Source organism: Pandoraea cepalis (genome assembly GCF_902459665.1).
Taxonomy (GTDB): domain Bacteria; phylum Pseudomonadota; class Gammaproteobacteria; order Burkholderiales; family Burkholderiaceae; genus Pandoraea; species Pandoraea cepalis.
In genome coordinates, this window is the sequence record NZ_CABPSL010000001.1 from 593,369 (window position 1) to 614,323 (window position 20,955).

At 64.4% G+C, this 20,955-nt stretch carries 20 protein-coding genes; 13 read left to right on the plus strand and 7 right to left on the minus strand.

Features of this window, described 5'->3' with window-relative positions; translation table 11 throughout:
• Positions 1-24: 24 nt before the first annotated feature.
• Positions 25-1,389, plus strand: coding sequence for a short-chain fatty acid transporter (locus PCE31106_RS02750; protein WP_150562300.1), 1,365 nt, complete (start codon positions 25-27; stop codon positions 1,387-1,389).
• Between the two features lie 31 nt (positions 1,390-1,420).
• Positions 1,421-2,776 carry a 2-hydroxycarboxylate transporter family protein gene (locus tag PCE31106_RS02755; protein WP_150562301.1) on the plus strand — a complete coding sequence of 452 codons (1,356 nt, stop codon included), beginning with the start codon at positions 1,421-1,423 and terminating at the stop codon, positions 2,774-2,776.
• Positions 2,777-2,884: 108 nt separating this feature from the next.
• On the opposite strand, the gene PCE31106_RS02760 is transcribed toward PCE31106_RS02755, so the two are convergent.
• Both PCE31106_RS02760 and PCE31106_RS02765 read right to left on the minus strand, forming a co-directional pair.
• Positions 2,885-3,973, minus strand: coding sequence for a porin (locus PCE31106_RS02760; RefSeq protein ID WP_017232609.1), 1,089 nt, complete (start codon positions 3,971-3,973; stop codon positions 2,885-2,887).
• A 305-nt stretch (positions 3,974-4,278) separates the two neighbouring features.
• Positions 4,279-5,001 carry a GntR family transcriptional regulator gene (locus PCE31106_RS02765; protein ID WP_039829971.1) on the minus strand — a complete coding sequence of 241 codons (723 nt, stop codon included), beginning with the start codon at positions 4,999-5,001 and terminating at the stop codon, positions 4,279-4,281.
• Positions 5,002-5,216: 215 nt separating this feature from the next.
• On the opposite strand from PCE31106_RS02765, the gene PCE31106_RS02770 reads away from it, so the two are divergent.
• The 6 genes from PCE31106_RS02770 to PCE31106_RS02795 all read left to right on the plus strand — a co-directional run bounded on the left by PCE31106_RS02770 (position 5,217) and on the right by PCE31106_RS02795 (position 11,564).
• The gene (locus PCE31106_RS02770; RefSeq protein WP_017232607.1) at positions 5,217-5,645 is read left to right on the plus strand and encodes a GlcG/HbpS family heme-binding protein; all 429 of its coding nucleotides are present in this window, start codon (positions 5,217-5,219) and stop codon (positions 5,643-5,645) included.
• Complete coding sequence (locus tag PCE31106_RS02775) at positions 5,638-6,690, plus strand: amidohydrolase family protein (protein ID WP_017232606.1); 1,053 nt, start codon at positions 5,638-5,640, stop codon at positions 6,688-6,690. The genes PCE31106_RS02770 and PCE31106_RS02775 overlap by 8 nt, the downstream gene beginning before the upstream one ends.
• Positions 6,687-7,583 (plus strand): VOC family protein, encoded by an 897-nt coding sequence (locus PCE31106_RS02780; RefSeq protein WP_150562302.1) that lies wholly within the window; start codon positions 6,687-6,689, stop codon positions 7,581-7,583. The genes PCE31106_RS02775 and PCE31106_RS02780 overlap by 4 nt, the downstream gene beginning before the upstream one ends.
• Positions 7,584-7,625: 42 nt before the next feature.
• Positions 7,626-8,498, plus strand: coding sequence for a fumarylacetoacetate hydrolase family protein (locus tag PCE31106_RS02785; RefSeq protein ID WP_017232604.1), 873 nt, complete (start codon positions 7,626-7,628; stop codon positions 8,496-8,498).
• Positions 8,495-10,063, plus strand: a complete 1,569-nt coding sequence (locus tag PCE31106_RS02790) for a bifunctional 3-(3-hydroxy-phenyl)propionate/3-hydroxycinnamic acid hydroxylase (protein WP_017232603.1) — start codon at positions 8,495-8,497, stop codon at positions 10,061-10,063. Before PCE31106_RS02785 ends, PCE31106_RS02790 begins: the two co-directional genes overlap by 4 nt.
• 109 nt (positions 10,064-10,172) lie before the next feature.
• On the plus strand, positions 10,173-11,564 hold the full coding sequence (locus tag PCE31106_RS02795; protein WP_017232602.1) for an MFS transporter: 1,392 nt from the start codon (positions 10,173-10,175) through the stop codon (positions 11,562-11,564).
• 20 nt (positions 11,565-11,584) lie between these two features.
• Here PCE31106_RS02795 and PCE31106_RS02800 read toward each other — a convergent pair whose 3' ends face one another.
• The 3 genes from PCE31106_RS02800 to PCE31106_RS02810 are packed head-to-tail and all read right to left on the minus strand — an operon-like array spanning position 11,585 to position 13,401.
• A complete protein-coding gene (locus tag PCE31106_RS02800; RefSeq protein ID WP_083902212.1) occupies positions 11,585-12,181 on the minus strand; it encodes a DUF2878 domain-containing protein in 597 nt (198 codons plus the stop codon).
• 6 nt (positions 12,182-12,187) lie between these two features.
• Entirely contained in the window at positions 12,188-12,718 is a 531-nt protein-coding gene (locus PCE31106_RS02805; protein ID WP_150562303.1) for a chalcone isomerase family protein, read from the minus strand.
• Positions 12,715-13,401, minus strand: coding sequence for a lipocalin family protein (locus tag PCE31106_RS02810; RefSeq protein ID WP_254440888.1), 687 nt, complete (start codon positions 13,399-13,401; stop codon positions 12,715-12,717). Before PCE31106_RS02810 ends, PCE31106_RS02805 begins: the two co-directional genes overlap by 4 nt.
• Positions 13,402-13,598: 197 nt before the next feature.
• Here PCE31106_RS02810 and PCE31106_RS02815 point away from each other — a divergent pair, with 197 nt between their 5' ends.
• Positions 13,599-14,492 (plus strand): alpha/beta hydrolase, encoded by an 894-nt coding sequence (locus PCE31106_RS02815; protein WP_150562304.1) that lies wholly within the window; start codon positions 13,599-13,601, stop codon positions 14,490-14,492.
• 46 nt (positions 14,493-14,538) lie between these two features.
• Positions 14,539-15,123 (plus strand): fasciclin domain-containing protein, encoded by a 585-nt coding sequence (locus PCE31106_RS02820; protein WP_150551731.1) that lies wholly within the window; start codon positions 14,539-14,541, stop codon positions 15,121-15,123.
• Positions 15,124-15,201: 78 nt separating this feature from the next.
• On the opposite strand, the gene PCE31106_RS02825 is transcribed toward PCE31106_RS02820, so the two are convergent.
• Entirely contained in the window at positions 15,202-15,675 is a 474-nt protein-coding gene (locus PCE31106_RS02825; protein ID WP_150562305.1) for an Lrp/AsnC family transcriptional regulator, read from the minus strand.
• A 180-nt stretch (positions 15,676-15,855) separates the two neighbouring features.
• Between PCE31106_RS02825 and PCE31106_RS02830 the strand changes: the two genes are divergently transcribed.
• The 3 genes from PCE31106_RS02830 to PCE31106_RS02840 are packed head-to-tail and all read left to right on the plus strand — an operon-like array spanning position 15,856 to position 19,624.
• Positions 15,856-17,136, plus strand: coding sequence for a Zn-dependent hydrolase (locus PCE31106_RS02830; protein WP_150562306.1), 1,281 nt, complete (start codon positions 15,856-15,858; stop codon positions 17,134-17,136).
• 51 nt (positions 17,137-17,187) lie between these two features.
• Positions 17,188-18,420 (plus strand): diaminopropionate ammonia-lyase, encoded by a 1,233-nt coding sequence (locus PCE31106_RS02835; RefSeq protein ID WP_150562307.1) that lies wholly within the window; start codon positions 17,188-17,190, stop codon positions 18,418-18,420.
• 37 nt (positions 18,421-18,457) lie between these two features.
• Complete coding sequence (locus tag PCE31106_RS02840) at positions 18,458-19,624, plus strand: M20 aminoacylase family protein (RefSeq protein ID WP_150562308.1); 1,167 nt, start codon at positions 18,458-18,460, stop codon at positions 19,622-19,624.
• On the opposite strand, the gene PCE31106_RS02845 is transcribed toward PCE31106_RS02840, so the two are convergent.
• Positions 19,625-20,827: an aminotransferase-like domain-containing protein gene (locus PCE31106_RS02845; RefSeq protein ID WP_150562309.1), complete on the minus strand. Its 1,203-nt coding sequence runs from the start codon at positions 20,825-20,827 to the stop codon at positions 19,625-19,627.
• Between the last annotated feature and the right edge of the window lie 128 nt (positions 20,828-20,955).

Consider the following 20,955-nt stretch of genomic DNA (forward strand, 5'->3'; position numbering starts at 1 on the left):
CCATTCGCGCAAACGGAGACAAAGATGAAAACGAGCGTCACCCACGCACCGGCGAAGAAAGTCGGTTTCACCGAGGCAACCATCCAGCTGTTTGAACGGATCATTCCCGATCCGTTTGTCCTGGCCATCCTGATTACGGCCGTGGTCGGCGCGCTCGCGCTGATCTTCGGCCCGCACGCGAGTGTGGACCGTCTCGTCACCGGCTGGTACAAGGGCTTCTTCGGCATTCTGACGTTCGCTTTCCAGATCACACTGGTGCTGGTGACCGGTCATGCGTTCGCACACGCGCCGCCCGTGCAGCGCGTGTTCAAGGGACTGATCTCGATCGCGCGCACGCCCGTGCAGGCCGCTGCACTGACGTTCCTGCTGGTGGCGATCGCATCGTTCTTCAACTGGGGCCTGGGACTGGTCGTGAGCGCGCTGCTCGCCCGCGAAGTCGCCAAGCGCATGAAGGTCGACTTCGCGTGGATCGTCGCGGCCGGTTTCTCCGGTTGGGTGGTGTGGGCCAGTGGCATTTCCAGCTCGATTGCCCTTGCGCAATCGACCGCCGGCAGCGCCATGAATGTGGTGCAGAAGGTCACCGGCACGGTGCTGCCGTTCGGCGACACCGTCTTCACCCGATTCAACCTTGTGCCGACCGTTGCGATGATGATCGTGATGCCGTTCGTGCTGGCCTGGCTCAAACCCAGCGACGAGAACGCGGTCGTGCTCGACACGACACTGCATCCGGACCCGCCCGTGCGCCAGAAGCCGCAAGGCCCGTTGAGCTTCGCCAAGTGGCTCGAACACTCGTGGATCGGCAGCGCCTTCATCGGCGTGCTCGGCGTGGCGCTGCTCGTCTACACGCGCTATGAACACGTGGCATTCTCGGGCGTCAATGCGGTGATCTTCGTGATGTTCATCGCCGGCATCGTGCTGCACGGCTACCCGCTGGCCTACGCCGACGCGGTCAAGAACGCCGCCAAGCAGACCGGCTCGATGATGCTGCAGTATCCGCTGTACGGCGGCATCATGGGCATGATGGACGCGACCGGCCTGCCGGATGTGATCTCGCATTTCTTCATCGCGATCTCGAACGCGCACACGCTGCCGTTCTGGAGCTACATCTGCTCGTTGATCGTGACGTTCTTCATCCCGAGCGGGGGCGGTCACTGGGCCGTGCAAGGCCCGTTCGTGGTGCCGGCCGCCGTGGCGCTGCATGCCTCGGTGCCGGCCACGACCATGGCGGTCGCGATGGGCGAGCAGGTCTCCAACATGATGCAACCGTTCTGGGCCGCCCCCGTCGTGGCGATGGCCGGCATCGGCGTGCAACGCGTGCTCGGATTTACGGTCGTGACCTTCCTCGTCGGCCTCGTGATTTACGGCGCCGCCATGCTGTTCCTGGTGTAAACCACATAACAATATGAACGGAGACTCCCCCATGGAAACCACCGCAGCGGGTCAAGGCCAGGCGAGTGCAGCACAGCCCAAATCGCTCAAGCAGCGCTGGTGGGCCGTCTTCGACACGTCCATCGGCGCGCTGCCGTTGCCGGTCTATATCGTGCTGGTCGCGGTACTCGCGGCGATGGCGCACGCCGGAAAGCTGGCGGCCGATCTGCCCACGGGCATCGCGTTGGTCGCCGTCGGCGGTTATACGTGCGCTGAACTGGCCAAGCGGATTCCGTTCGCCAAGCATATCGGCGGCACCTCGATCTTCGCGGCCTTCGTGCCGTCGATGCTGGTGTTCTACGGGTGGATGCCAACACCGGTGACGTCGGCCGTCAAGCTGTTCACCAAGCAATCGAACTTCCTGTATCTCTTCATCGCGGCGATCATCGTCGGCAGCGTGCTGTCGATGGATCGTCAGGCGCTTATCAAGGGCTTCGTACGCATCTTCATCCCGGTGGCCATCGGCTCGATCGCCGCCGGCGTGGTGGGCGTTGCGGTCGGCACGGCGTTGGGCTTGCCGGCGCGTCAGGCGCTATTCTTCATCGTGATGCCAATCATGGCAGGCGGCGTCGGCGAAGGCGCGCTGCCGTTGTCGGCCGGGTATGCGCAGATTCTCGGCGTCGAGCAAGGGCCGATCTTCGCGCAATTGCTCTCGGCCGTGATGCTCGGCAATATTGTCGCGATCTGCTCGGCGGGGTTCCTGAGCTATCTAGGCAGCCGCAGGCCGGCCTGGACCGGTAACGGCCGGCTGACGGTGGGTAATGAGGATCTCGTCGGTGAAGCGCAACCGCCGTTGCAGGCGTCGACCAAGCCGGACGCCGACGTCAGTTCGGTGGCGGCTGCAGGTGGCACCGCGATTGCGCTGTATCTGGTCGGTGTGCTGACAAATAAGCTGTTCGGTTGGCCCGCACCCGTGATCATGTTGGTGCTGGTGATCGCCGCGCAGTTGTTCCAGATTGTCTCGCCGCAGGTCAACGGTGGCGCGAGGTTCATGTACCGTTTCTTCTCGACGGCGGTGACCTATCCGCTGATGTTCGCGATCAGCGTGGCGATGACGCCGTGGGGCGAGATCGTCGGCGCCTTCCACTGGATCAATATCGTGACGGCCGTCGCGACAGTGTTGACGCTGACCGTGACCGGCTTCTTTGTCGGCCGCCTGGTCGGTATGTACCCGATCGAAGCGGCCATCGTGAACGCGACGCACAGCGGCCTGGGCGGCACGGGTGACGTCGCGATCCTGACCGCAGCCGACCGGATGTCGCTGATGCCGTTCGCGCAAATCGCCACGCGCATCGGGGGCGCTGTCACGGTCATCGTCGGTCTGGCGGCGTTGGCGCAATTCCACTGATTGCGGCGGCGCCGTTGACACATGTCGCGTGACGTCTCAAGCGAACCTGACGCGGTACCGAGCCTCTTCGGATACCGCGTCAGATCCCGTGTCACGTCGTTGCGGGCATCAGAAGCGATGCACGATACCGGCGATGAAGCTCACGATATTGTTGCCGGCGGTCACGGGAATGCCTGCGCCGCCCGCATTGCTGATCGTGAAGGCCGCGTTGGCGTTGTTCTTTACGTAGCTGGCCCCCGCGTACAAGCCGGTGCGCTTCGAGAGGAAGTAGTCGTAGCGCACGCCATACGACAGCGCATTGCCCGACGAATTGCCGCGCAGGCGGTATTGACCGAAGCTCAGCAACAGCGTGCCTCTCGCCAGGTTCGGCACCAGCGCATTGACTTCATAGAAGTCGTTGTCCGGGTTCGCGTAGGTCGCGTTGCTCGCCGTCGTTACGCTATCGGTGTTGCGGTGGATCTGATACAGGAACGCCGGCTTGACGAAGCCGAAGTCGTACGACGCGCCAAACAGGTAGTAGCGTCCGGTACCCGTCGGCGACGCCGTGGTGACAGCCGACGTCGTGCTGAAGCGCTGCTGCAGGTAATCCGCATCGGCCGAGAATTGCCCCGCCTTGAAGTTGAATCCCACCGACGCCGTATCGCCCAGCGTACGCGGCTGTCCCGTCGCGCCATTGGCGCCGCGCGCATACAACGCGCGTACGGTCAGGCCCGCGAAGGCCGGTGACACGTAGCGAATCGAATTGGCGGTGCGGGCCACCGGCACGAAGACGAAGTTGTTCGTCGCATTGCCCCAGCCGAGTGTGTTGAGGTCGCCCTGCGAATACGTCACATAGGTCGTGAACAGCGGCGTGTAGTTGTTGCCGACCTGCACCTGCCCCCACTGATTACTGCGCAATCCGACCCACGCCTCGCGATTGAACAGCGCACCATTGCCGGCAATCGTGCCGTTGTTCACGTTGAATCCGTCTTCAAGCTTGAACACCGCAGCCAGGCCGCCCCCCAGGTCTTCGGTGCCAATCATCCCCCATCGCGACGGCGCCACCGAACTCGATTCCACCCGCGACACGCTGGTGCCGCCTGTGTGCGCATATTGCACGCCCGTGTCGATGATGCCGTACAGCGTCACGGATTGCGCATGCGCGCCCACGCTCGCGCACAGCGAAAGCGCCGCAGCGGCGCCAAAACGTCGAATCATTGCCATGTCTCCATTCCTCTGTCGTCATAGACCATTCATTTGCACAAAAATGGCTGATGGCAATTTTTGTATATATTTTTAAGCAAATCAAATTTTAATGTCGAAACTCGGGTAAACCGGGAGACTTCGTGATGTGTGTCTGCAACACGTAGCACGACGACAGGCCGAGATGAGAGGGAGACGCAGCGCAATACCCCCACGCCTGCGCAGGCGCGGCAGGCACCAGCACAGCGGAACGTGAAGGCGAGGGAAGGGAGGGGGCAGCGTTGCCAGCCCAAGCGATCGGGCCGGCCGAACGAGACGGCTTATTCCACCGGGAAGAGATTGGCGTCGGCGAGGATGATGTCGGCCGTGGTTTCGTAGTGCTTGCGCATGAGTTGGATCGCACGCGGCGCATCGCGCTCGATGACGGCGTCGAGCATCGCTTTGTGCTCTTCGCGCTCGTGGCGGTTCGGGTAGATACGCTTCACCGACAACTGGCGATAGCGGTACAACTGATCCGAGAGTTGCTCGCAGAAGTTGAGCAGCCAGCGTGACTGGCAGCCGCTGATGAGCGTGCGATGGAAAGCCCGATGCAGCCGCTCCCACTCGGGATTTTCGAGGTATTGAGTTTCGCTGAGCGAGCGCGGCACCTTGGAGAGGCGGTGATAGGCCAGCACCAGCGCCTCTTCCCACTCCGGTTGGTCGGCCGCAAACGCCTCGCGCAGGGCGACTTCTTCGAGCCAGACGCGCGTCCTGGTGATCTCGCGAAGGTCGGCGGCGCTGATGCCGGTGACGGCAAATCCCCGCTGATCCCGCCGCTCCACCAGGCCATCGGAGGTCAACCGGTTGAGCGCTTCGCGTACCGGCGTCTGGCCTGCCTGATATTGATCGCAGAGGAATTCGATCTGCAACTTGCGACCTGGCTCGAGCTTGCCGGCCAGAAGATCGGCCCGCATCCGGTCGTACAGATTGGTCGCCAGCGTGACGTTCGACCCGGCCTGGCTAGCGGTCTGGCTGGCAGAGGACAGCGCGGATATGCGGGACAAAACGTTACCTCGATCAGATGGGAGCGGGAAGTTACGTGCAAGTATATCTGAAACGGGTCAGTCCAATGCCAACGTCGGAAACCTAGGTGTTTACGATTATTTGTGTACGAAAATAACAAATCAGTGTTTTTGTATATATAATTGCTCGCAACAAAGGTCCGGTGCGATCGCTTGATCGAGATCGCAACGCCTGGACGCGTTCGGAGATCAGTCGTATGGCATCCCCCCTGACGTTGGCGCAGGCCAACGAAATCATCGCGGCGGCACTCGCTGCGAGCCACCAACATCAGTACAAGGCGATGGCGGTCGTCGTGCTCGACGATGCTGGCCACATCAAGGCCGTGCAGCGCGAAGACGGCGCGTCGATGTCGCGAGTGGACATCGCAACCGGCAAGGCGTGGGCCTGTGTGAGCATGGGCGCCAGCAGCCGCGCGCTGCTCGCCCGTGCCAAGGACAATCCCGCCTTCTTCAATGCACTCGCGGTTACGCACGGCGGCAAGTTCATTCCCCAGACCGGCGCCGTTCCGATTCGCGATGCCGACGGCCGCGTCATCGGCGCCGTGGGTGCATCGGGCGGCACAGGCGACGAGGACGAAGCGATCTGCATCGCCGGCGTGATGGCCGCGGGGCTGCGTCATGAGTGAGCCTGTCGTACACGGCCACGGTTGCGGCTGTGCTGCGCTGCCCGGTATCGACGTGCACTGCCATGTGATTCCCGCCGAGTTTCCGAAGTCGCTGGGCGTCACGCCGGCCGGCTGGCCGTCGATGGCGCCGGCGCACGAGTGCCATCGGCACGTGATGATCGACGGCGGTCTCTATCGCACGGTCTCGGACCGCTGCTGGGATGCCGGCAAGCGGCTCGACGACATGACCGAGCAGCGGGTCGGCGTGCAAGCGCTCTCGCCCATGCCAGAGTTGCTCGGCTACTGGCTGCCGGCGCAGGAGGCCGCGCATCTGAATCGCTACGTCAACGACGAGATCGCCAAGATGGTCGCGTCCGCGCCGACGCGCTTCGTCGGTCTCGGGGCGGTGCCGTTGCAGGACATGGATCTCGCCATTGCCGAACTGACCCGAATGATGGCCTCGGGCGCCTTCGCGGGCGTGGAACTCGGCAGCAATATCAACGGTGTGCCGATCGGCGCAGCATGCTTCGATCCCTTTTTCGAAGCGGCCGAAGCGCTCGGCGCGGCGATCTTCGTGCATGCACTGCGCCCGGCCGGCGAGGCGCGACTGGTCGGGCCGAAGCCTCTGTTGCAAGCCCTCGGCTACCCCACCGACGTTGGCTTGGCCGCCGCGTCGGTACTCACGACAAATCTGATCGTGCGTCGCCCGACGCTGCGCATCGCGTTCAGTCACGGCGGCGGTACGCTTGCGTCGCTGTTGCCACGACTCGAACGCGCGCACAAGGTGTTCAAGCCGCTCGACGACACGCTACTCGAATCGCCGAGCGCCCAAGCGCGACGCCTGTACTACGACGCCCTGGTGTTCGACGACGACACACTCGCGCACCTGGTCAGGACCTTCGGCCACACACAACTGATGCTCGGCACCGACTATCCGTTCGCGTTTCGAGAGACCACGCCGGTCGCCAGCATCGAGCGCGCGTTCGCCGATGCGACGCTGCGCGAATCCCTGATTCATCTCAATGCCGAACGCTTTCTCGGCATGTCTGCAAGGAGTCACTCATGACGTCGTCCCTCGTCAGCGCACTGCGCGGCATTGCCATCGGCGTGCCGGATCTCGCGCTCGCGGAAACCTTCTATACCGAGACCTGGCATCTGAGCGTCGTGGCGCGCACCGATGACGCGGTCTATCTGCGCGGTACGGGCGCGGCGCATCACATTCTCGCGCTGCATCGCAGCGACCGCGCCGACGTACGCAGCGTCGATTTCAACGTGCCTTCGCTCGACGCGCTGTCGATGCTGGCCGAGACGATTCCGGCCAACGGCGGAACGGTGATCGACGGCCCGGCACCGGTGACCGAACCCGGTGGCGGCACACAGTTGGTCGTACAGGACCCGCAAGGCCGCGTGCTGCGCTTCATTTTTGGCGACATGCGCTGGACCGACACGGCAGAGCGCGCCGACGCGCCGATCAAGATCACGCACGTCGTGATGAACAGCGAGAACGTGGCCGTCGCGCAGACCTTCTTCGAAGACGCGCTGGGTTTCAAGCTTTCGGATCGCACCCGCATCATGGCCTTTTTGCGGTGTGGCACCGATCACCACAGCATCGCGCTGGCCGATGCCACCGAGACCAGCCTGAACCACATCGCCTTCGTGATGCCGGACCTCGATTCGGTGATGCGCGGTGGCGGCCGCATGAACGATGCCGGTTATCCGATCGAGTGGGGCGTCGGGCGTCACGGTCCGGGCAACAACGTGTTCGCGTATTTCCTCGGGCCGTTCGACTTCGTCATCGAATACACGGCCGAAGTGCAACAGGTCGACGACACCTACCGCACCGGCGGGCCGGATGACTGGAAGTGGCCGCCCGGACGCATCGATCAGTGGGGTGTCGGCAAGTCGCCGTCGCCGCGCCTCAAGGAAGCCCAGAAAACCATTCGCTTTCGCCACGGCTGAAGCCGTCGCGTCAATCTTCAATCAAGTCCACGGAGTCTTTCGGTGAAATTCGTCACATACAAGCATGAAGCAGGCACGCGCCTGGGGGTGGTCGACGGCGATGACGTCATCGACCTGGCAGCGGCCGAACCCGGCGTGCCGTCCGATCTGCGCGTCGCGCTGGAGCAGGATGTCGATGTGCTCGGCGCCGCCAAGCGTGCGGTAGCCAATCATGCCGGTCAGCGCGTGCGCCTATCGGATGTCAAGCTCGCCCCGGCGTTACCGCGTCCGGGCAAGATCGTCTGTCTCGGCCACAACTTCTATGATCACGCCAAGGAAGGCGGCAACCTGAAGCCGGTGTACCCGCTGATCTTCTTCCGCGGCGCGACCTCGCTGATCGCCCATGACGATCCCGTGATTCGTCCGTACGTGTCGGAGAAGTTCGACTACGAAGCCGAGCTGGCCGTGGTGATCGGTAAAGGCGGTCGACATATCAAGCGCAGCGACGCGCTCGAGCACGTCTTCGGCTACGCCTGCTTCAACGACGCCTCGGTGCGCGACTTTCAGAAGCGCACGTCGCAGTGGACCATCGGCAAGAACTTCGACGGTACCGGCGCGTTCGGCCCGTGGATCGTCACGCCGGAGGACCTGCCGGCCGGCGCCACCGAGCTGAAGATGGAACTGCGCCTGAATGGCCAGGTGATGCAGAAGACCAACACCTCCGACATGATCTGGGGCGTGGCCGAAACCATCGAACTGCTGTCTGAATGCATGACGCTGGAACCGGGCGACGTGATCGCCATGGGCACGCCGGCCGGTGTCGGGTTCGCCCGCACGCCGCCCGTGTGGATGAAGGCCGGCGATCGCGTGGAAGTGGACATCGAGCGTGTGGGCGTGCTGTCCAACCTCGTGCAGGACGAAGTCGAGGCGAAATGAGCGTCATGAACGAGTCCTACGACGTTCTCATCTCCGGCTTCGGCCCATCGGGGGCCGTCGCCGCAAACCTGCTCGGCAAGCTCGGTGTGCGCACACTGTGCGTCGACAAGGCGCGCGAGGTCTACGACAAGCCGCGTGCGATCGCGCTCGATCACGAGATCATGCGCATCTTCCAGGATCTCGGGCTAGCCGAGCGCATCGCCCCGTTCGTCGATGTGTTTCCGCCGTCGGAGTACTACGGCACGCAAGGGCAGTTGATCAAGCGCATCGCCACCGTCGAGAAGCCCTATCCGATGGGCTATACGCCGACGATGACCTTCACGCAGCCGCCGGTCGAGCAAGCGCTGCGCGATCAGGCCGCGAGCTACGACTGCGTGAGCCTCGCGCTGGGCACCGAGCTGATCGGATTCGAAGACACGGGGGAGGCGGTCACCGCACGCCTGCGCGACGACGCCGGCCAGACGCGCACCGTCACGGCCAAGTATCTGATTGCCGCTGACGGGGCGTCGAGCTTCGTGCGCACCACGCTGGGCATCGCGCTCGAAGACCTCGTGTTCGACGAACCGTGGGTCGTGGTCGACGTGATGGTCAACGACAGCGGTCTGGCCAAGTTGCCGAAGGTGGCGATCCAGTATTGCGAGCCGAAGCGCCCGTGCACGTACATCGTGGGTCCCGGACGGCATCGCCGCTGGGAAATCATGCTCTCGCCCGGGGAAGATCCCGCGCAAATGCGCGAAGACGAAAGCGTGTGGCAACTGCTCTCGCGCTGGCTCACGCCGGAAGATGGCACCTTGTGGCGCGCGGCGAGCTATCGCTTCCACGCGCTGGTGGCGAGCGAATGGCGCCGTGGCCGCGTGTTCATCGCGGGTGATGCCGCGCATCAGCAACCGCCGTTCATCGGTCAGGGGATGTGTCAGGGCGTGCGCGACATCGTCAACCTGGTCTGGAAGCTCGAACGGGTGCTTCGCGGCACGGCGTCGGACGCGCTGCTCGACACGTATCAGGTCGAACGCAAGCAGCACGTGACGACACTGACCACCCGCATCAAGGAGATCGGTCGCGTGATCTGCGAGCGTGACGAAGCGGCGGCCGCCGCGCGCGACGCACGACTGCTGGCCGAGTGCGGCGGTGTGGTGAAGACCGTTACGCGTCAGGAAATCGTGCCGCCGTTGCAGTCCGGATTGCTTGCCGCTGACGGTAACGCCGTGAACGGCACGCTGTTCCCGCAACCGCTCGTTGCGACGGACGCGAACGCCTCCGCGTTGCTCGACGACGTGGTCGGGGGCGGCTGGCGCGTGGTGGTCGACGATGTTGCGTTGCTGGACAGCGGTTGGGTCGCCGCGGCACGCGATATCGGCGCAAGGGTCGTGGTGCTTGGCTCGGCAGCATCGTTGCCGGCCGGCAGTGTGGCAGTGCAGGAGAAGGAAGGTGTCCTCGCGAGATGGTTCGAGAAGCACGATTGCCACGCGGCAATCGTGCGACCGGACCACTACGTTTGGGGTGTCGCGGGACACGCGAGTGCGCTTGCATCACAACTCGACGCGCTGATCGGCGCGCTGAGTTGACGGCCGGTGCCACGCCCGCTGGCGCGGGTGTGGCAAGCCGCCATTAAATATGCGGAACACGCCGGCACCAGACCGGCGCGGCCGCGACTGACACGGTCTGGAGACAATCGTGACGACAACCATTACCGCGCGCGAAGAAATCGCGCAGGCGAAATTCGGCGGGTTTCATTTCAAGTTTGCCGTGCTGCTCACCGCCATCATGTTCTTCGATGGCTACGATCTGTTCAATGCCGCTTACGTCATCCCGCTGGTGCGCAAGACCTGGCAGCCTTCGCCCGGCATGATCGGCTTCATGCTCTCGAGTGGCATCATCGGCCTGTCGATCGGCTCGGTGCTGCAAGGCCTGCTGTCGGACCGGTTCGGACGCCGCCGCGTCATGCTGCTGGCGCTGTGGATGCTGACGATCTCGAGCGGCCTGCTCGCCACCGTCGTGCATGGGCCGCTGGGGTTTGCGATCTTCCGCCTCATCATGGGCACGGCGCTGGGCATGGTGACGCCACTGGCGCTGACCTGCATCAACGAGTGGGCGCCGGCGAAGAACGCGAACACGTTTGCGACGTGGGTGTTCCAACTGGGCTTCTCCGCAGGCGGGATCTTCGCAGGCATCGCCGGGCTCTCGATGACGGCGCACTTCGGTTGGGAGTCGCTGTACTACATCGGTGCCGCATCGCTGTTGGTGGTGATTGCCGCGACACTGTGGTTGCCTGAATCGATTCAATATCTGATGCTGCGCGGACGGGAGTCGGAAGTGCGCGTACTGCTCGCCAAGCTGCGTCCTGAGCGTGAGGCGGTGTATCGCACGGCGACGTTTGCGCCGATGCACAAGCCCGAGACGATTGGCTCGATCGCGGCACTGCTCTCGCCGATGTATCGCCGCAACACGATCGTTCACTGGATCGTTGGCTTCCTCAGTCTGTTCTGCATCCACGGTCTGACGGGCTGGCTGCCGACGCTGGTCGTCGCGAGCGGCGGCGGTGTGTCATCGGCGTTCGCCTACGGCACGCTGGTGATGCTGGCGTCGGTGTTTGGCGGAATCGGCATGGGATGGCTGGCGGACAAGCTGCGCAGCCGCATCAAGGCGATGATCATTGGCTACACGTTGGCATCGATCTCGATGATCTCGGTCGGCATTGCGCTGGGCAATCTGTGGGCACCGCCGTTCGTCGCGGCGCTGGGTTTCTTCATCTTCGGTGCGCAGGCCGTGCTCAACAACTATCAGGTGATGTGCTATCGCACGGAAGTGCGTGGCACGGGGATGGGTGTGGCCGTGGGGCTGAACCGCGTGGGCGGCATCATGGGACCGATGATCATTGGCATCGTCGCAACGTTCAACCCGTCGCCGAGCTACACGTTCGGTATCTTCGCCGTGGCATTGGCGCTCGCCGCCGCGATCATCTCGCTGGGACGCCAGGAGATCGCATCGGTCGGGCTGGTGCCGGCGCCGGAAGCGCGCAGCAATGAGGTCAGTGGCGCGGCCAGCGTGCCGGCCGGGCAACGTTGAGGGGTATGACTGCCGGGTGACTACCGATCGTCATGTTGCATGGCGTCGGTAGCCTTACGGGAGGCGATCGGCCCCGAACCGATCGCCTCCCCCAGCGTGATCAGTCCGGGCAGCATGACCGCCCATCCCGCGCCAATCAAGGCGAGCGCTCGCCAGATGTCGATGAACTGCACGGCCCCCAAAGCCGCGCCCGCGCGAAACGACAGTGGACCGCCCACCGCGCCAAGCATGGCGCACAGAAGCCGGCGACGGCGCAGCGACGCGAAGACGGGATTGATCTGCAACGCGAAGAGGGCCCATAGCCCGGCCATCCAATACGGCGCGAATCCGGGGACAAGCACGCCGTTCGGGTAGGCGATCCAGCCGGTGCGATAAACGCAGGACTCCCATCCGAAACCCAGCACTGTGACGACGACGAGAAACCCCGCTTCGCGAAGCGGTCGCCGGTCCAGACACAGATGACCCGCCGCCATGGCGGCCACGAGCGCGACGCCTATCCATCCGTCTCCCTTGGCGGCGCTGAGCACGCACGTGAACCACCCAACCTGGCCGAGTACGACGTAGACCAGGCCGAGGCAACCTCCCGGGTGCGGTGGGTTACACCGTCGCGATACCACGGCCGGTCATGGGCTTTCGCCCAACAGGTGTCTGCGAAGCGAAGGCGCCCGCGTGTTCGGGTCGAGCCAGATGCCGAAGAATGCCCGCGCGAACGCCATGTCGGGAACGTCGGCCTTCAGTGTCCCGTTCGTATAGAACCGTGCGCCACGCCCAGGCAGATAGACGCCACATAGCTCGTCTCCGCGTGACACGTCGCCGAACGCACGCTGCATGTCCTCGCGCCACGCATTGAGCGTGTCGTTCGCGATCGGACGCGGGGCCAGTCGCTGCATCTCGTCGATGCCGGTCGAGACCATGCGCTCCCCGCTGACGCTGCGTTCGTACTTGAGGACGAGTGCGAAGGGCGTGTCGTCCGAGACGGGCGTGTGCGGCGACCAAAGCTCGGCCTTGTAGAGACAGAAGCCCAGCACGCAAAACTCACCTGCGCCAACGCGGTGGGCTGTTGTCAATGCATCGCGACATCCCGACCAGGCGGGTGACGTTGCCAGCGTGCCGACCAAACACACGATCACGCTTGTCAGACGACTCGCTTTCATTCGCTTTTCCCCGGGGTGGCGAAGCCCGGCTGACCGAGTTGCTCGGGAAACTGGGGGACGCGCCGGAAGCGCGTGGTGTCGTAACCCATGGCGTCGAAGCGAGACAGCAGTGCGCGGTAGGTCGCGTCGTCCATCGTCGGCTCGCGCGAAAAGATCCAGCCCAACGATTTGTCGGGATAGGCCAGCAGCGTGTACCGATAATCCGGATCGACATACACAGTAAGCTGCGAGACATAGATGGGCCAGAACAGGCGAACACGCCACTCCCCGCCACCGCTGCCCGGGACCACACTATCGAGGAACTGGTAATGACGCTCGGGTTGGTCGAACCCATCCTTGCGGCCATAGAAGTGATCGTCGATCTTGCCGTCGTCGCGCAACTTCCACTCGGCGCGGCTGCCGACGAAGTCGCGTTCGGCGAAATAGGGGATGTTGGCGATCACATACCACTTGCCCATGTATCGCGGCAGGTCGACCGGCACCGTGTGAAGCGGAACGTCCGCGCGAGGGTTGGGGTTGGGCGGCGCGCCCGTACAACCCGCCAGCAGCACGCTCGCACCGGCGAACACGGCCACCGCAACGTGGCGCGTTCGTTTGACGCCTTCGTGGCTGCGCCATCGAGAAAGCCACGCGGCATACAGCGCGAGATTCAGTCCGACGAATGCAATGGCGGCGGCAGGCATGATGCAAGCTCCGTAGCGGGTTCAAGACGCGTGTCACGGGTATACGGACGTCGCGATCCCTTGGATGCAGCGGAAACAAAAAAATCCGCCGATTTCCGCTCGGACGTGCATCCGGGCGATCGCCATTCCCGTACTGACGAAGGCAAGCCCGGGGGGGGCATTGGCCTTCCCCGGCCTCTATTCGACAGGAAGGGAACATGACGAATGTCTCGCTCGGCGGCATGCTGGCCGTGGTGCTTACCAGCGTCGCACTGTGTGCGTGCAGTCCCGTCGGGCTAGTGAATGCGCTCACGCCGCGGACCACGTATCGTGACGTCACGAACGTCGCTTATGGCACGTCGGAGCGACAGCGACTCGACGTCTATGTGCCAACACACCCCGACGCGGGGGCGAGCGGCATGCCGGTGGTCGTGTTCTTCTACGGCGGGAGTTGGCAGAACGGCCAACGTGAAGACTACCGCTTTGTGGGCGAGGCGCTCGCCTCGCGCGGCTTCCTGGTGGTCGTGCCCGACTATCGAACCTATCCCGAGGTGACCTTCCCGGGCTTCATGGACGACGCCGCGATCGCGGTGCGCTGGGCGAGCGAGCGTGCGCGAGCGTATGGCGGCGACCCCGACCGCCTGTTTCTCATGGGTCATTCGGCGGGCGCGCAAATGGTCGCGTTACTGGCAACCGATGCCCGCTACCTGCACGCCAATGGCATGCGCGAGTGCGATATCGCGGGCGTCATCGGTCTGGCCGGCCCCTACGATTTCCTGCCGCTCAAGAGCGATGTGCTTCGCCGTATATTTCCCGAGCCGGTGCGACTCGCCAGTCAGCCGATTCATTTCGTGACGGGTAGGGAACCGCCCATGTGGTTGGCCGTGGGCGACGCGGACACGGTCGTCGATCCGGGCAATACGACGCGGTTTGCCCAGCGCTTGCATGGGATGAACGATGCGGTGCAAGTGCGGCACTACGACCTCGGACACGCGATGCTTCTGGGAACGCTTAGCGCACCGCTGCGAGGGTATGCGCCAGTGCTGGACGACATTGCCACCTTCGTGAATTCATTTCCGGAGCGTGCATCCGCTCACCCGGCTTGTTCGTAAGTAAGAGGGCTTCCGATTTGCGAAGCGCCATCAATGGGGTGAGAAAATGAAGACTCGTTACTCGACCGGATTTCTGCCGGTGCTTGTGGCAACCTGCTGTGTTTTCGGATCGGCGCTCAGCGCTTGCGCGGCGCCGATGGACAGCGGTGAGAAGACGGTCATGGTCGGCGGGGCGGCGATGTACCCCTCGAAGAACATCATCGAAAACGCGGTGAACTCAAAAGACCATACGACACTCGTCGCCGCGGTGAAGGCCGGCGGATTGGTCGACACCCTCTCCGGCCCCGGGCCCTTCACGGTCTTCGCGCCGACCAACGAAGCGTTCGCGGCACTGCCGGCGGGGACTGTCGATACGCTGCTCAAGCCCGAGAACAAGGCAACCCTCGACAAGGTGCTCACGTATCACGTGGTGCCGGGCCGACTCTCCGCGCAGGATCTGATGAAGGCCGTCAAAGACGCAGGCGGCAAGGCGATGTTGAAAACGGTCGAAGGCGATTCACTGACCGTGACGCAGATGGGCGGACACCTGATGGTGACGGATGACAAGGGCGGTGTGGCTAACATCGCCATCAGCAACGTCATGCAATCGAATGGGGTGATTCACGTCGTGGACAAAGTACTGATGCCCTGATGTCCTGATGCCCTGTGATGTTTCCCCGGTCGTTCGTCAGGGCGTGGTGCCCAGGAGAATGACCGGGTGTCGTTGCGTTCAACTGCCGAGCGCGTCCAGCGGCACTTCCAACCCGACCTTGACGTTGCTCATCGACACGAGCGTTTTGAAGCGTTTGACATTGTTGCTCTCGAAGAACAGGGCGCGGGTGAGTTCGGTGTACTGCGCCATGTTCTGCACGACCATGATCACCACGAAGTCGCATTCGCCCGCCACGTAATAGCATTGCTGCACTTGCGGGCAGGCGAGAAAGCTGCGCCTCATCGCATCGAGCAGGTCGAGCCGCTCGTTCTCGACTTCGACCTCGGTAATGATCGTCAGCGTGTAGCCCACGCTGGCCGGATCCACCAGCGAGACGGTCTTGCGTGTCACGCCCTCGTCGGCCAGCTTTCTGAGCCGCCGATTCACCGCGGCCGATGACAGATTGATTTGCGCGCCAAGCGCATGCTGAGGCGTCGTCGCGTCTTGCTGGATCGCGGCGAGCAGGGCGATGTCGTAACTGTCCAGGGTCATGTGACGCAATAAAAATTCGATTTTTCGGCTAAAAACGGGTTAATCGTACACGCGCCCCGGAATATTATTCAGGCAGATCGATGATACTCCGCCAGCGGTGACGCGCAAAACCCATCGCTGAAAGCGCTTGCGCGAGCGGCTGTCCCATCGACATCTCCAACGAAACGACCGCATTCCCCTATGTCCGCTACGAACGCCCCCACCGTCCTTCGCCTGAACGGCGCCGTGCTGTTGCAACAGTTGCATGAGCTGGGCGAGATCGGTGCCGATCCCGTGGCGGGCGGCCGCACTCGCGTCGCGCTCACCGATGCCGAGAAAGCCGGGCGAGATCAGGTCGTCGCGTGGATGCGCGAACTCGATCTCGACGTGCGGATCGATCGCATCGGCAATATCTTCGGCACGCTGGCGTCGGCCACGAAGGACGCGGCGGGAGAGGCGGGTGAGGTGCTGCGCCCGCTCATGATGGGGTCGCACATCGACACCGTCGTCAACGCGGGCGCGCTCGACGGATGCTATGGCGTGCTCGGTGGCCTGGCGATCGTGCGGGCATTTCGCGAAGCGGGCGTCGTGCCGTCGCGTCCGATCACGGTCGCGGCATTCACCAACGAGGAAGGCGCGCGTTTTCATCCGGACATGATGGGCTCGCTGGTTCACGCGGGGGGTTTGCCGCTGGCCGAGGCGCTCGATGCCATCGGCACCGATGGCGCGCGTCTGGGCGATGAACTCGTGCGTATCGGATACGCGGGCGAGATGATGCCGGGCACCCTCGTGCCCCACGAGTATCTTGAGCTGCACATCGAACAAGGCCCGATTCTCGAGGCGGAAGGGCGGCAGATCGGCGTCGTCGAGAATCTACAGGGCATTTCGTGGCAGCAGATCACCGTGCAGGGCAACGCCAATCATGCCGGCACCACGCCGACGCGTCTGCGCCACGATGCCGGCTATGCCGCGGCCGCCGCGGTCACCGAGCTGCGGCGCATCGCCGTCGACGCCGGCACGACGCTCGCGACCGTTGGCACGCTGCGGTTCGAGCCGGGCGTCATCAACGTGATTCCCCGCAAGGCGGTATTCACGGTCGATATGCGCGACCCGAACGAACAACGTCTGGCAGCGAGCGAAGCGCATTTTTCGGCATTCCTGACGAAGCTCGCACAAGACGAAGGCGTGCGCATTTCGGCCGAGCGCCTGGCGCGCTTCTCGCCGGTTGTCTTCGACGCCGAGTTGGCCGACGTCATTGAAGCGAGCGCCAGCGGGCTGGGCCTGTCGTCCAAGCGCATGACGTCGGGCGCGGGCCACGACGCACAGATGATCGCGCGCATCGCGCCGGCGGCGATGATCTTCGTGCCGAGCCGGGGCGGCATCAGCCACAACCCGCGCGAGCACACCGACGACGAGCAATTGGTGAACGGCGCGAAAGTGCTGCTCGATGTCGTTGCAAGGCGCCTCGGCGTACATCGATAGAACCGTTCGGACATCCCGACATCCCGAAATACCGCAATACCGGAGCCCCCCATGCTGTACGTCAATCCGCACGCCGCTCGCGCGCCATACCCGGCCGACCTCCAGGACATCATGAGCATCGCTCGTGCGCAAGAGAGCCGCGAGTGGCTGGCCCATTGGGATGGGCTGACGCGCGGGAGCACACCGCTGCGCGCGCTGCCCGATCTGGCCGCATCGCTGGGCGTTTGCAGCGTGCTCGTGAAAGACGAAGCGCTGCGCTCGGCGCTGGGCAGTTTCAAGGCCCTGGGCGCGCCGATCGCGCTCGTGCGCCTTCTGTTGCGCGAATGCGAAACACTCGGCTTCACCGCGCGAACGCTTCTGCGAGGTGAGCATCGCGACGCGCTGGCCGGTGTCACGGTCATCAGCGCGACGGACGGCAACCACGGTCGCGCGCTCGCAGCGGCAGCGCAGAGCATTGGCTGCCGCTGCGTCATCGTGCTGCACGCGCAGGTGAGCGAGGAGCGCGAACAGGCGATCGCCGCGTACGGTGCCGAGATCGTGCGCGGCGAGGGCAATTACGATGCGTCGGTGGACGCGGCGGCGGCGCTTGCCGCGCGTCACGGCTGGCATGTGGTTTCGGACACGTCGTACGAGGGTTACGAGGCCATTCCACGCGACGTCATGCAGGGCTACGGGACGGTGGCGGCCGAAGTCGATGAAGCGCTCTGCAGCGTAGACGCTCGCACGGACGCCGCCTGCCCGCTCACGCATGTCTTCCTGCAAGGGGGCGTGGGTGGACTGGCGGCGGGTATCGTGAGCTATCTTTGGGAGCGCTGGGGCGTGTGGCGTCCAACATTCGTTGTCGTGGAGCCGATGCAGGCCGATTGCCTCCATCAGAGCGCCATTGCGGGCAAGGCAGCCTCGGCGTCGGGGTCGGTCGATTCCGTAATGGCCGGGCTGGCCTGCGGCGAGACGTCGCCGCTCGCGTGGCGATTCCTGCAATCGTCGGTCGATGCGTTCATGACCGTCACCGATGCCGAGGCCGTCGAAGCCATGCGGCGCCTGGCGCGCGGCAGCGACAACGACGTGCCCTTTGTCGCGGGAGAGTCGGGGGTAGCAGGTCTGGCGGGTTTGATGCAGGCGGCCGCTACGCCTGCGCTGGCAACGGCCATCGGTCTGAACGCGAACTCACGCGTGCTGCTGATCAACACGGAAGGCGCGACAGCGCCGCGCGTTTATGCGGACCTTGTGGGCGAACCGGCGACGTCGGTGACGCGGCGCCAGCAGGCGTGGCTGGCACGCTGATGTCGTCTCCGATCAACAGCATTCACAGGAGTCAGTCATGACGCAGGACCTCTATTTTGCCAAGGCGCTGACGGGGTGGCGACACGCGTTCCACCGTCAACCGGAGACCGGTTTCGAGGAAGTCGCCACGTCGCAAACGGTGGCGACGATTCTGGCGAGTCTCGAGCTGGAGGTGCATCGCGGCATCGGCGGTACGGGGATTGTCGCGAATCTGCGGGTGGGCGACGGGCGCGGCGCGATCGGCATTCGGGCCGACATGGACGCCCTGCAGATCGCCGAGCAGGCGGTGGGGCGTGACCACGCGTCGCAAGTGCCGGGCAAGATGCACGCCTGCGGGCACGACGGTCATATGTCGATGGTGCTCGGCGCGGCGAAGCTGCTGGCGGCGTCGCGCGATTTCAACGGCACGGTGCGCTTCATCTTCCAGCCCGCCGAGGAGCATGGCCGCGGCGCGAAGGCGATGATTGCGGATGGGTTGCTGGACCGCTTCCCGATCGATGCGATTTACGGAGTTCACAACATGCCGGGCATCGCGGCAGGTCACTTCGCCACGCGCGTCGGCGGCATCATGGCGAGCGAAGACAACTTCGTCATCCGCATTCGCGGCAAGGGAACCCACGCGGCGCGCCCGCACATGGGCATCGATCCGCTCGTGATCGGCGCGCAGATCGTCGTGGGGCTTCAGACCGTGGTGTCGCGCAGTGTCGATCCGGGGCGGTCGGCGGTGGTGTCTTGCACGGAATTCATTACGGACGGCATTCGCAACGCCATTCCGACGAATGTCGTCATCAAAGGCGACACGCGAAGCTATTCGCCGGACGTGCAGCTACTGCTCGAGACACGCATGCGTGAGATCAGTCTGGGCGTTTGTGCGATGCACGGCGCGCATGGCGAGTTCGAGTACACGCACGAGTTCGCGCCGACGATGAACTGGGCTGACAATACGGCGCTCGCCGTTCGCGCGGCGCAGGCGGTGGTGGGCGAAACCCGCGTCGACGCGGACGTTGCGCCGATGATGGCTTCGGAGGACTTCGGGGTGTTCCTCCAGCACGTGCCGGGCAACTTCGCGTTCATCGGCAACGGCAGCGGCGATGCGCCAGGCGCCATCCCGCTGCACAATGCCTGCTACGACTTCAACGACGCGATTCTGCCGCTTGGCGCGCGCTACTTCGCGCAGATTGTGCGCGACAGCCTGCCGCGTTGATCATCGCGTGGCGCCGGTCGCGTGCATTGCACGCGCGAGTCGTGCCACGCCTTCCTCGATCGCTGATACGGCCGGCGCCGCGAACGACAACCGCAGCGAAGCCTCGTCGGCCTGTTCTGCGAAGAACGCCGTTCCCGGCACGAACAACACCTTCTCGGCGATCGCGTGCGGCAGCAGATCGCTCGTCTTCACTGCGGCGAGACGCGCCCACACGAACATGCCGCCCTGCGGCGCGTGGAACGCGATGGCATCGCCCAGCGTCGCGCGCAACGCGTCGCACATCGCGTCGCATTTGCGGCGATAGGCTTCCGTGATCCTCGGCAGATGGCGTGCCAACGCGCCGTCTGCCAGATATTCCGCCGCGACCGCTTGCGTCCACGGCACGCTGCATAGATCGACCGTCTGCTTCGCGACGACGCATCGGCGCGCAATCTCCGGCGGCGCGACCGTCCAACCCACGCGCAACCCCGGGGCGACGATCTTCGACAGGCTCGAGAAGTGCACCACCCAGTCGCGCGATCCCGGCACTTCCGCCGTCAGGCCGAGCAAGGTCGGCACCGCGTCGCCCGCGAATCGCAAGTCGCCGTACGGATCGTCCTCGACGATGATGAACCGGTACTCGACCGCCAGCTTCAGCAGCGCGATACGACGCTCGCGCGAGAGCGTTGCGCCGGTCGGATTGGCGAAGGTCGGCACGGTGTACAGCAGCTTCGGCACGGCGATCTTGCCCTCGTGCAGCAGCGTGCTCAGGTGCGCGACGTCGAGACCGTGTGCGTCGACGGGCACCGTCACGATCGTCGCTTGCTGCAGTCGCAATGCCTGCAGCGTCGCCGGATACGCGGGCTGCTCGGTCACCACGACATCGCCCGGCGCGATCATCACGCGCAGCAGCAGGTCCAGCCCTTGTTGCGAGCCGGTCGTCACCAGCAGCTCATCGGCGGCGCAGGACGCGCCGCGCGAGGCCATCAGCGCGAGAAGCTGCGTCTTGAGTTCGGCCAGGCCGTCGGTCGGCCCGTACTGCAGGCAGCGCGTCGGTTGCGCGAAGGCGCGGGCCTGCGCTGCGGCGAGACCGTCCACATCGAACAGGTCGCTTGCGGGATAGCCGCCCGCGAACGAAATCATGCCCGGCTCGGACAAGTATTTGAACAATTCGCGAATCGGCGAACCGGCCGGGTTGGCGAACACAGAAGTGAAGGCGTACATGGGGGCCTCGCTAAACAAAGCGTGACGGAATTCGGCTATCGGGGAGGGGCGCCGGGCGTACCTGCCGAGGGGGCAGGGCACGTCCGGCGTTGGCCAGATGCGTAACCCGTTGCGTGACGTCGCGCATG

Bases quoted from the DNA above. Each gene is read 5' to 3' on its own strand.
- PCE31106_RS02815 (WP_150562304.1), top strand. From the start codon at position 13,599: ATGACGAATGTCTCGCTCGGCGGCATGCTGGCCGTGGTGCTTACCAGC.
- PCE31106_RS02830 (WP_150562306.1), top strand. From the start codon at position 15,856: ATGTCCGCTACGAACGCCCCCACCGTCCTTCGCCTGAACGGCGCCGTG.
- PCE31106_RS02775 (WP_017232606.1), top strand. From the start codon at position 5,638: ATGAGTGAGCCTGTCGTACACGGCCACGGTTGCGGCTGTGCTGCGCTG.
- PCE31106_RS02790 (WP_017232603.1), top strand. From the start codon at position 8,495: ATGAGCGTCATGAACGAGTCCTACGACGTTCTCATCTCCGGCTTCGGC.
- PCE31106_RS02780 (WP_150562302.1), top strand. From the start codon at position 6,687: ATGACGTCGTCCCTCGTCAGCGCACTGCGCGGCATTGCCATCGGCGTG.
- PCE31106_RS02820 (WP_150551731.1), top strand. From the start codon at position 14,539: ATGAAGACTCGTTACTCGACCGGATTTCTGCCGGTGCTTGTGGCAACC.
- PCE31106_RS02845 (WP_150562309.1), bottom strand. From the start codon at position 20,827: ATGTACGCCTTCACTTCTGTGTTCGCCAACCCGGCCGGTTCGCCGATT.
- PCE31106_RS02770 (WP_017232607.1), top strand. From the start codon at position 5,217: ATGGCATCCCCCCTGACGTTGGCGCAGGCCAACGAAATCATCGCGGCG.
- PCE31106_RS02840 (WP_150562308.1), top strand. From the start codon at position 18,458: ATGACGCAGGACCTCTATTTTGCCAAGGCGCTGACGGGGTGGCGACAC.
- PCE31106_RS02810 (WP_254440888.1), bottom strand. From the start codon at position 13,401: ATGCCTGCCGCCGCCATTGCATTCGTCGGACTGAATCTCGCGCTGTAT.
- PCE31106_RS02750 (WP_150562300.1), top strand. From the start codon at position 25: ATGAAAACGAGCGTCACCCACGCACCGGCGAAGAAAGTCGGTTTCACC.
- PCE31106_RS02760 (WP_017232609.1), bottom strand. From the start codon at position 3,973: ATGATTCGACGTTTTGGCGCCGCTGCGGCGCTTTCGCTGTGCGCGAGC.
- PCE31106_RS02805 (WP_150562303.1), bottom strand. From the start codon at position 12,718: ATGAAAGCGAGTCGTCTGACAAGCGTGATCGTGTGTTTGGTCGGCACG.
- PCE31106_RS02825 (WP_150562305.1), bottom strand. From the start codon at position 15,675: ATGACCCTGGACAGTTACGACATCGCCCTGCTCGCCGCGATCCAGCAA.
- PCE31106_RS02755 (WP_150562301.1), top strand. From the start codon at position 1,421: ATGGAAACCACCGCAGCGGGTCAAGGCCAGGCGAGTGCAGCACAGCCC.
- PCE31106_RS02835 (WP_150562307.1), top strand. From the start codon at position 17,188: ATGCTGTACGTCAATCCGCACGCCGCTCGCGCGCCATACCCGGCCGAC.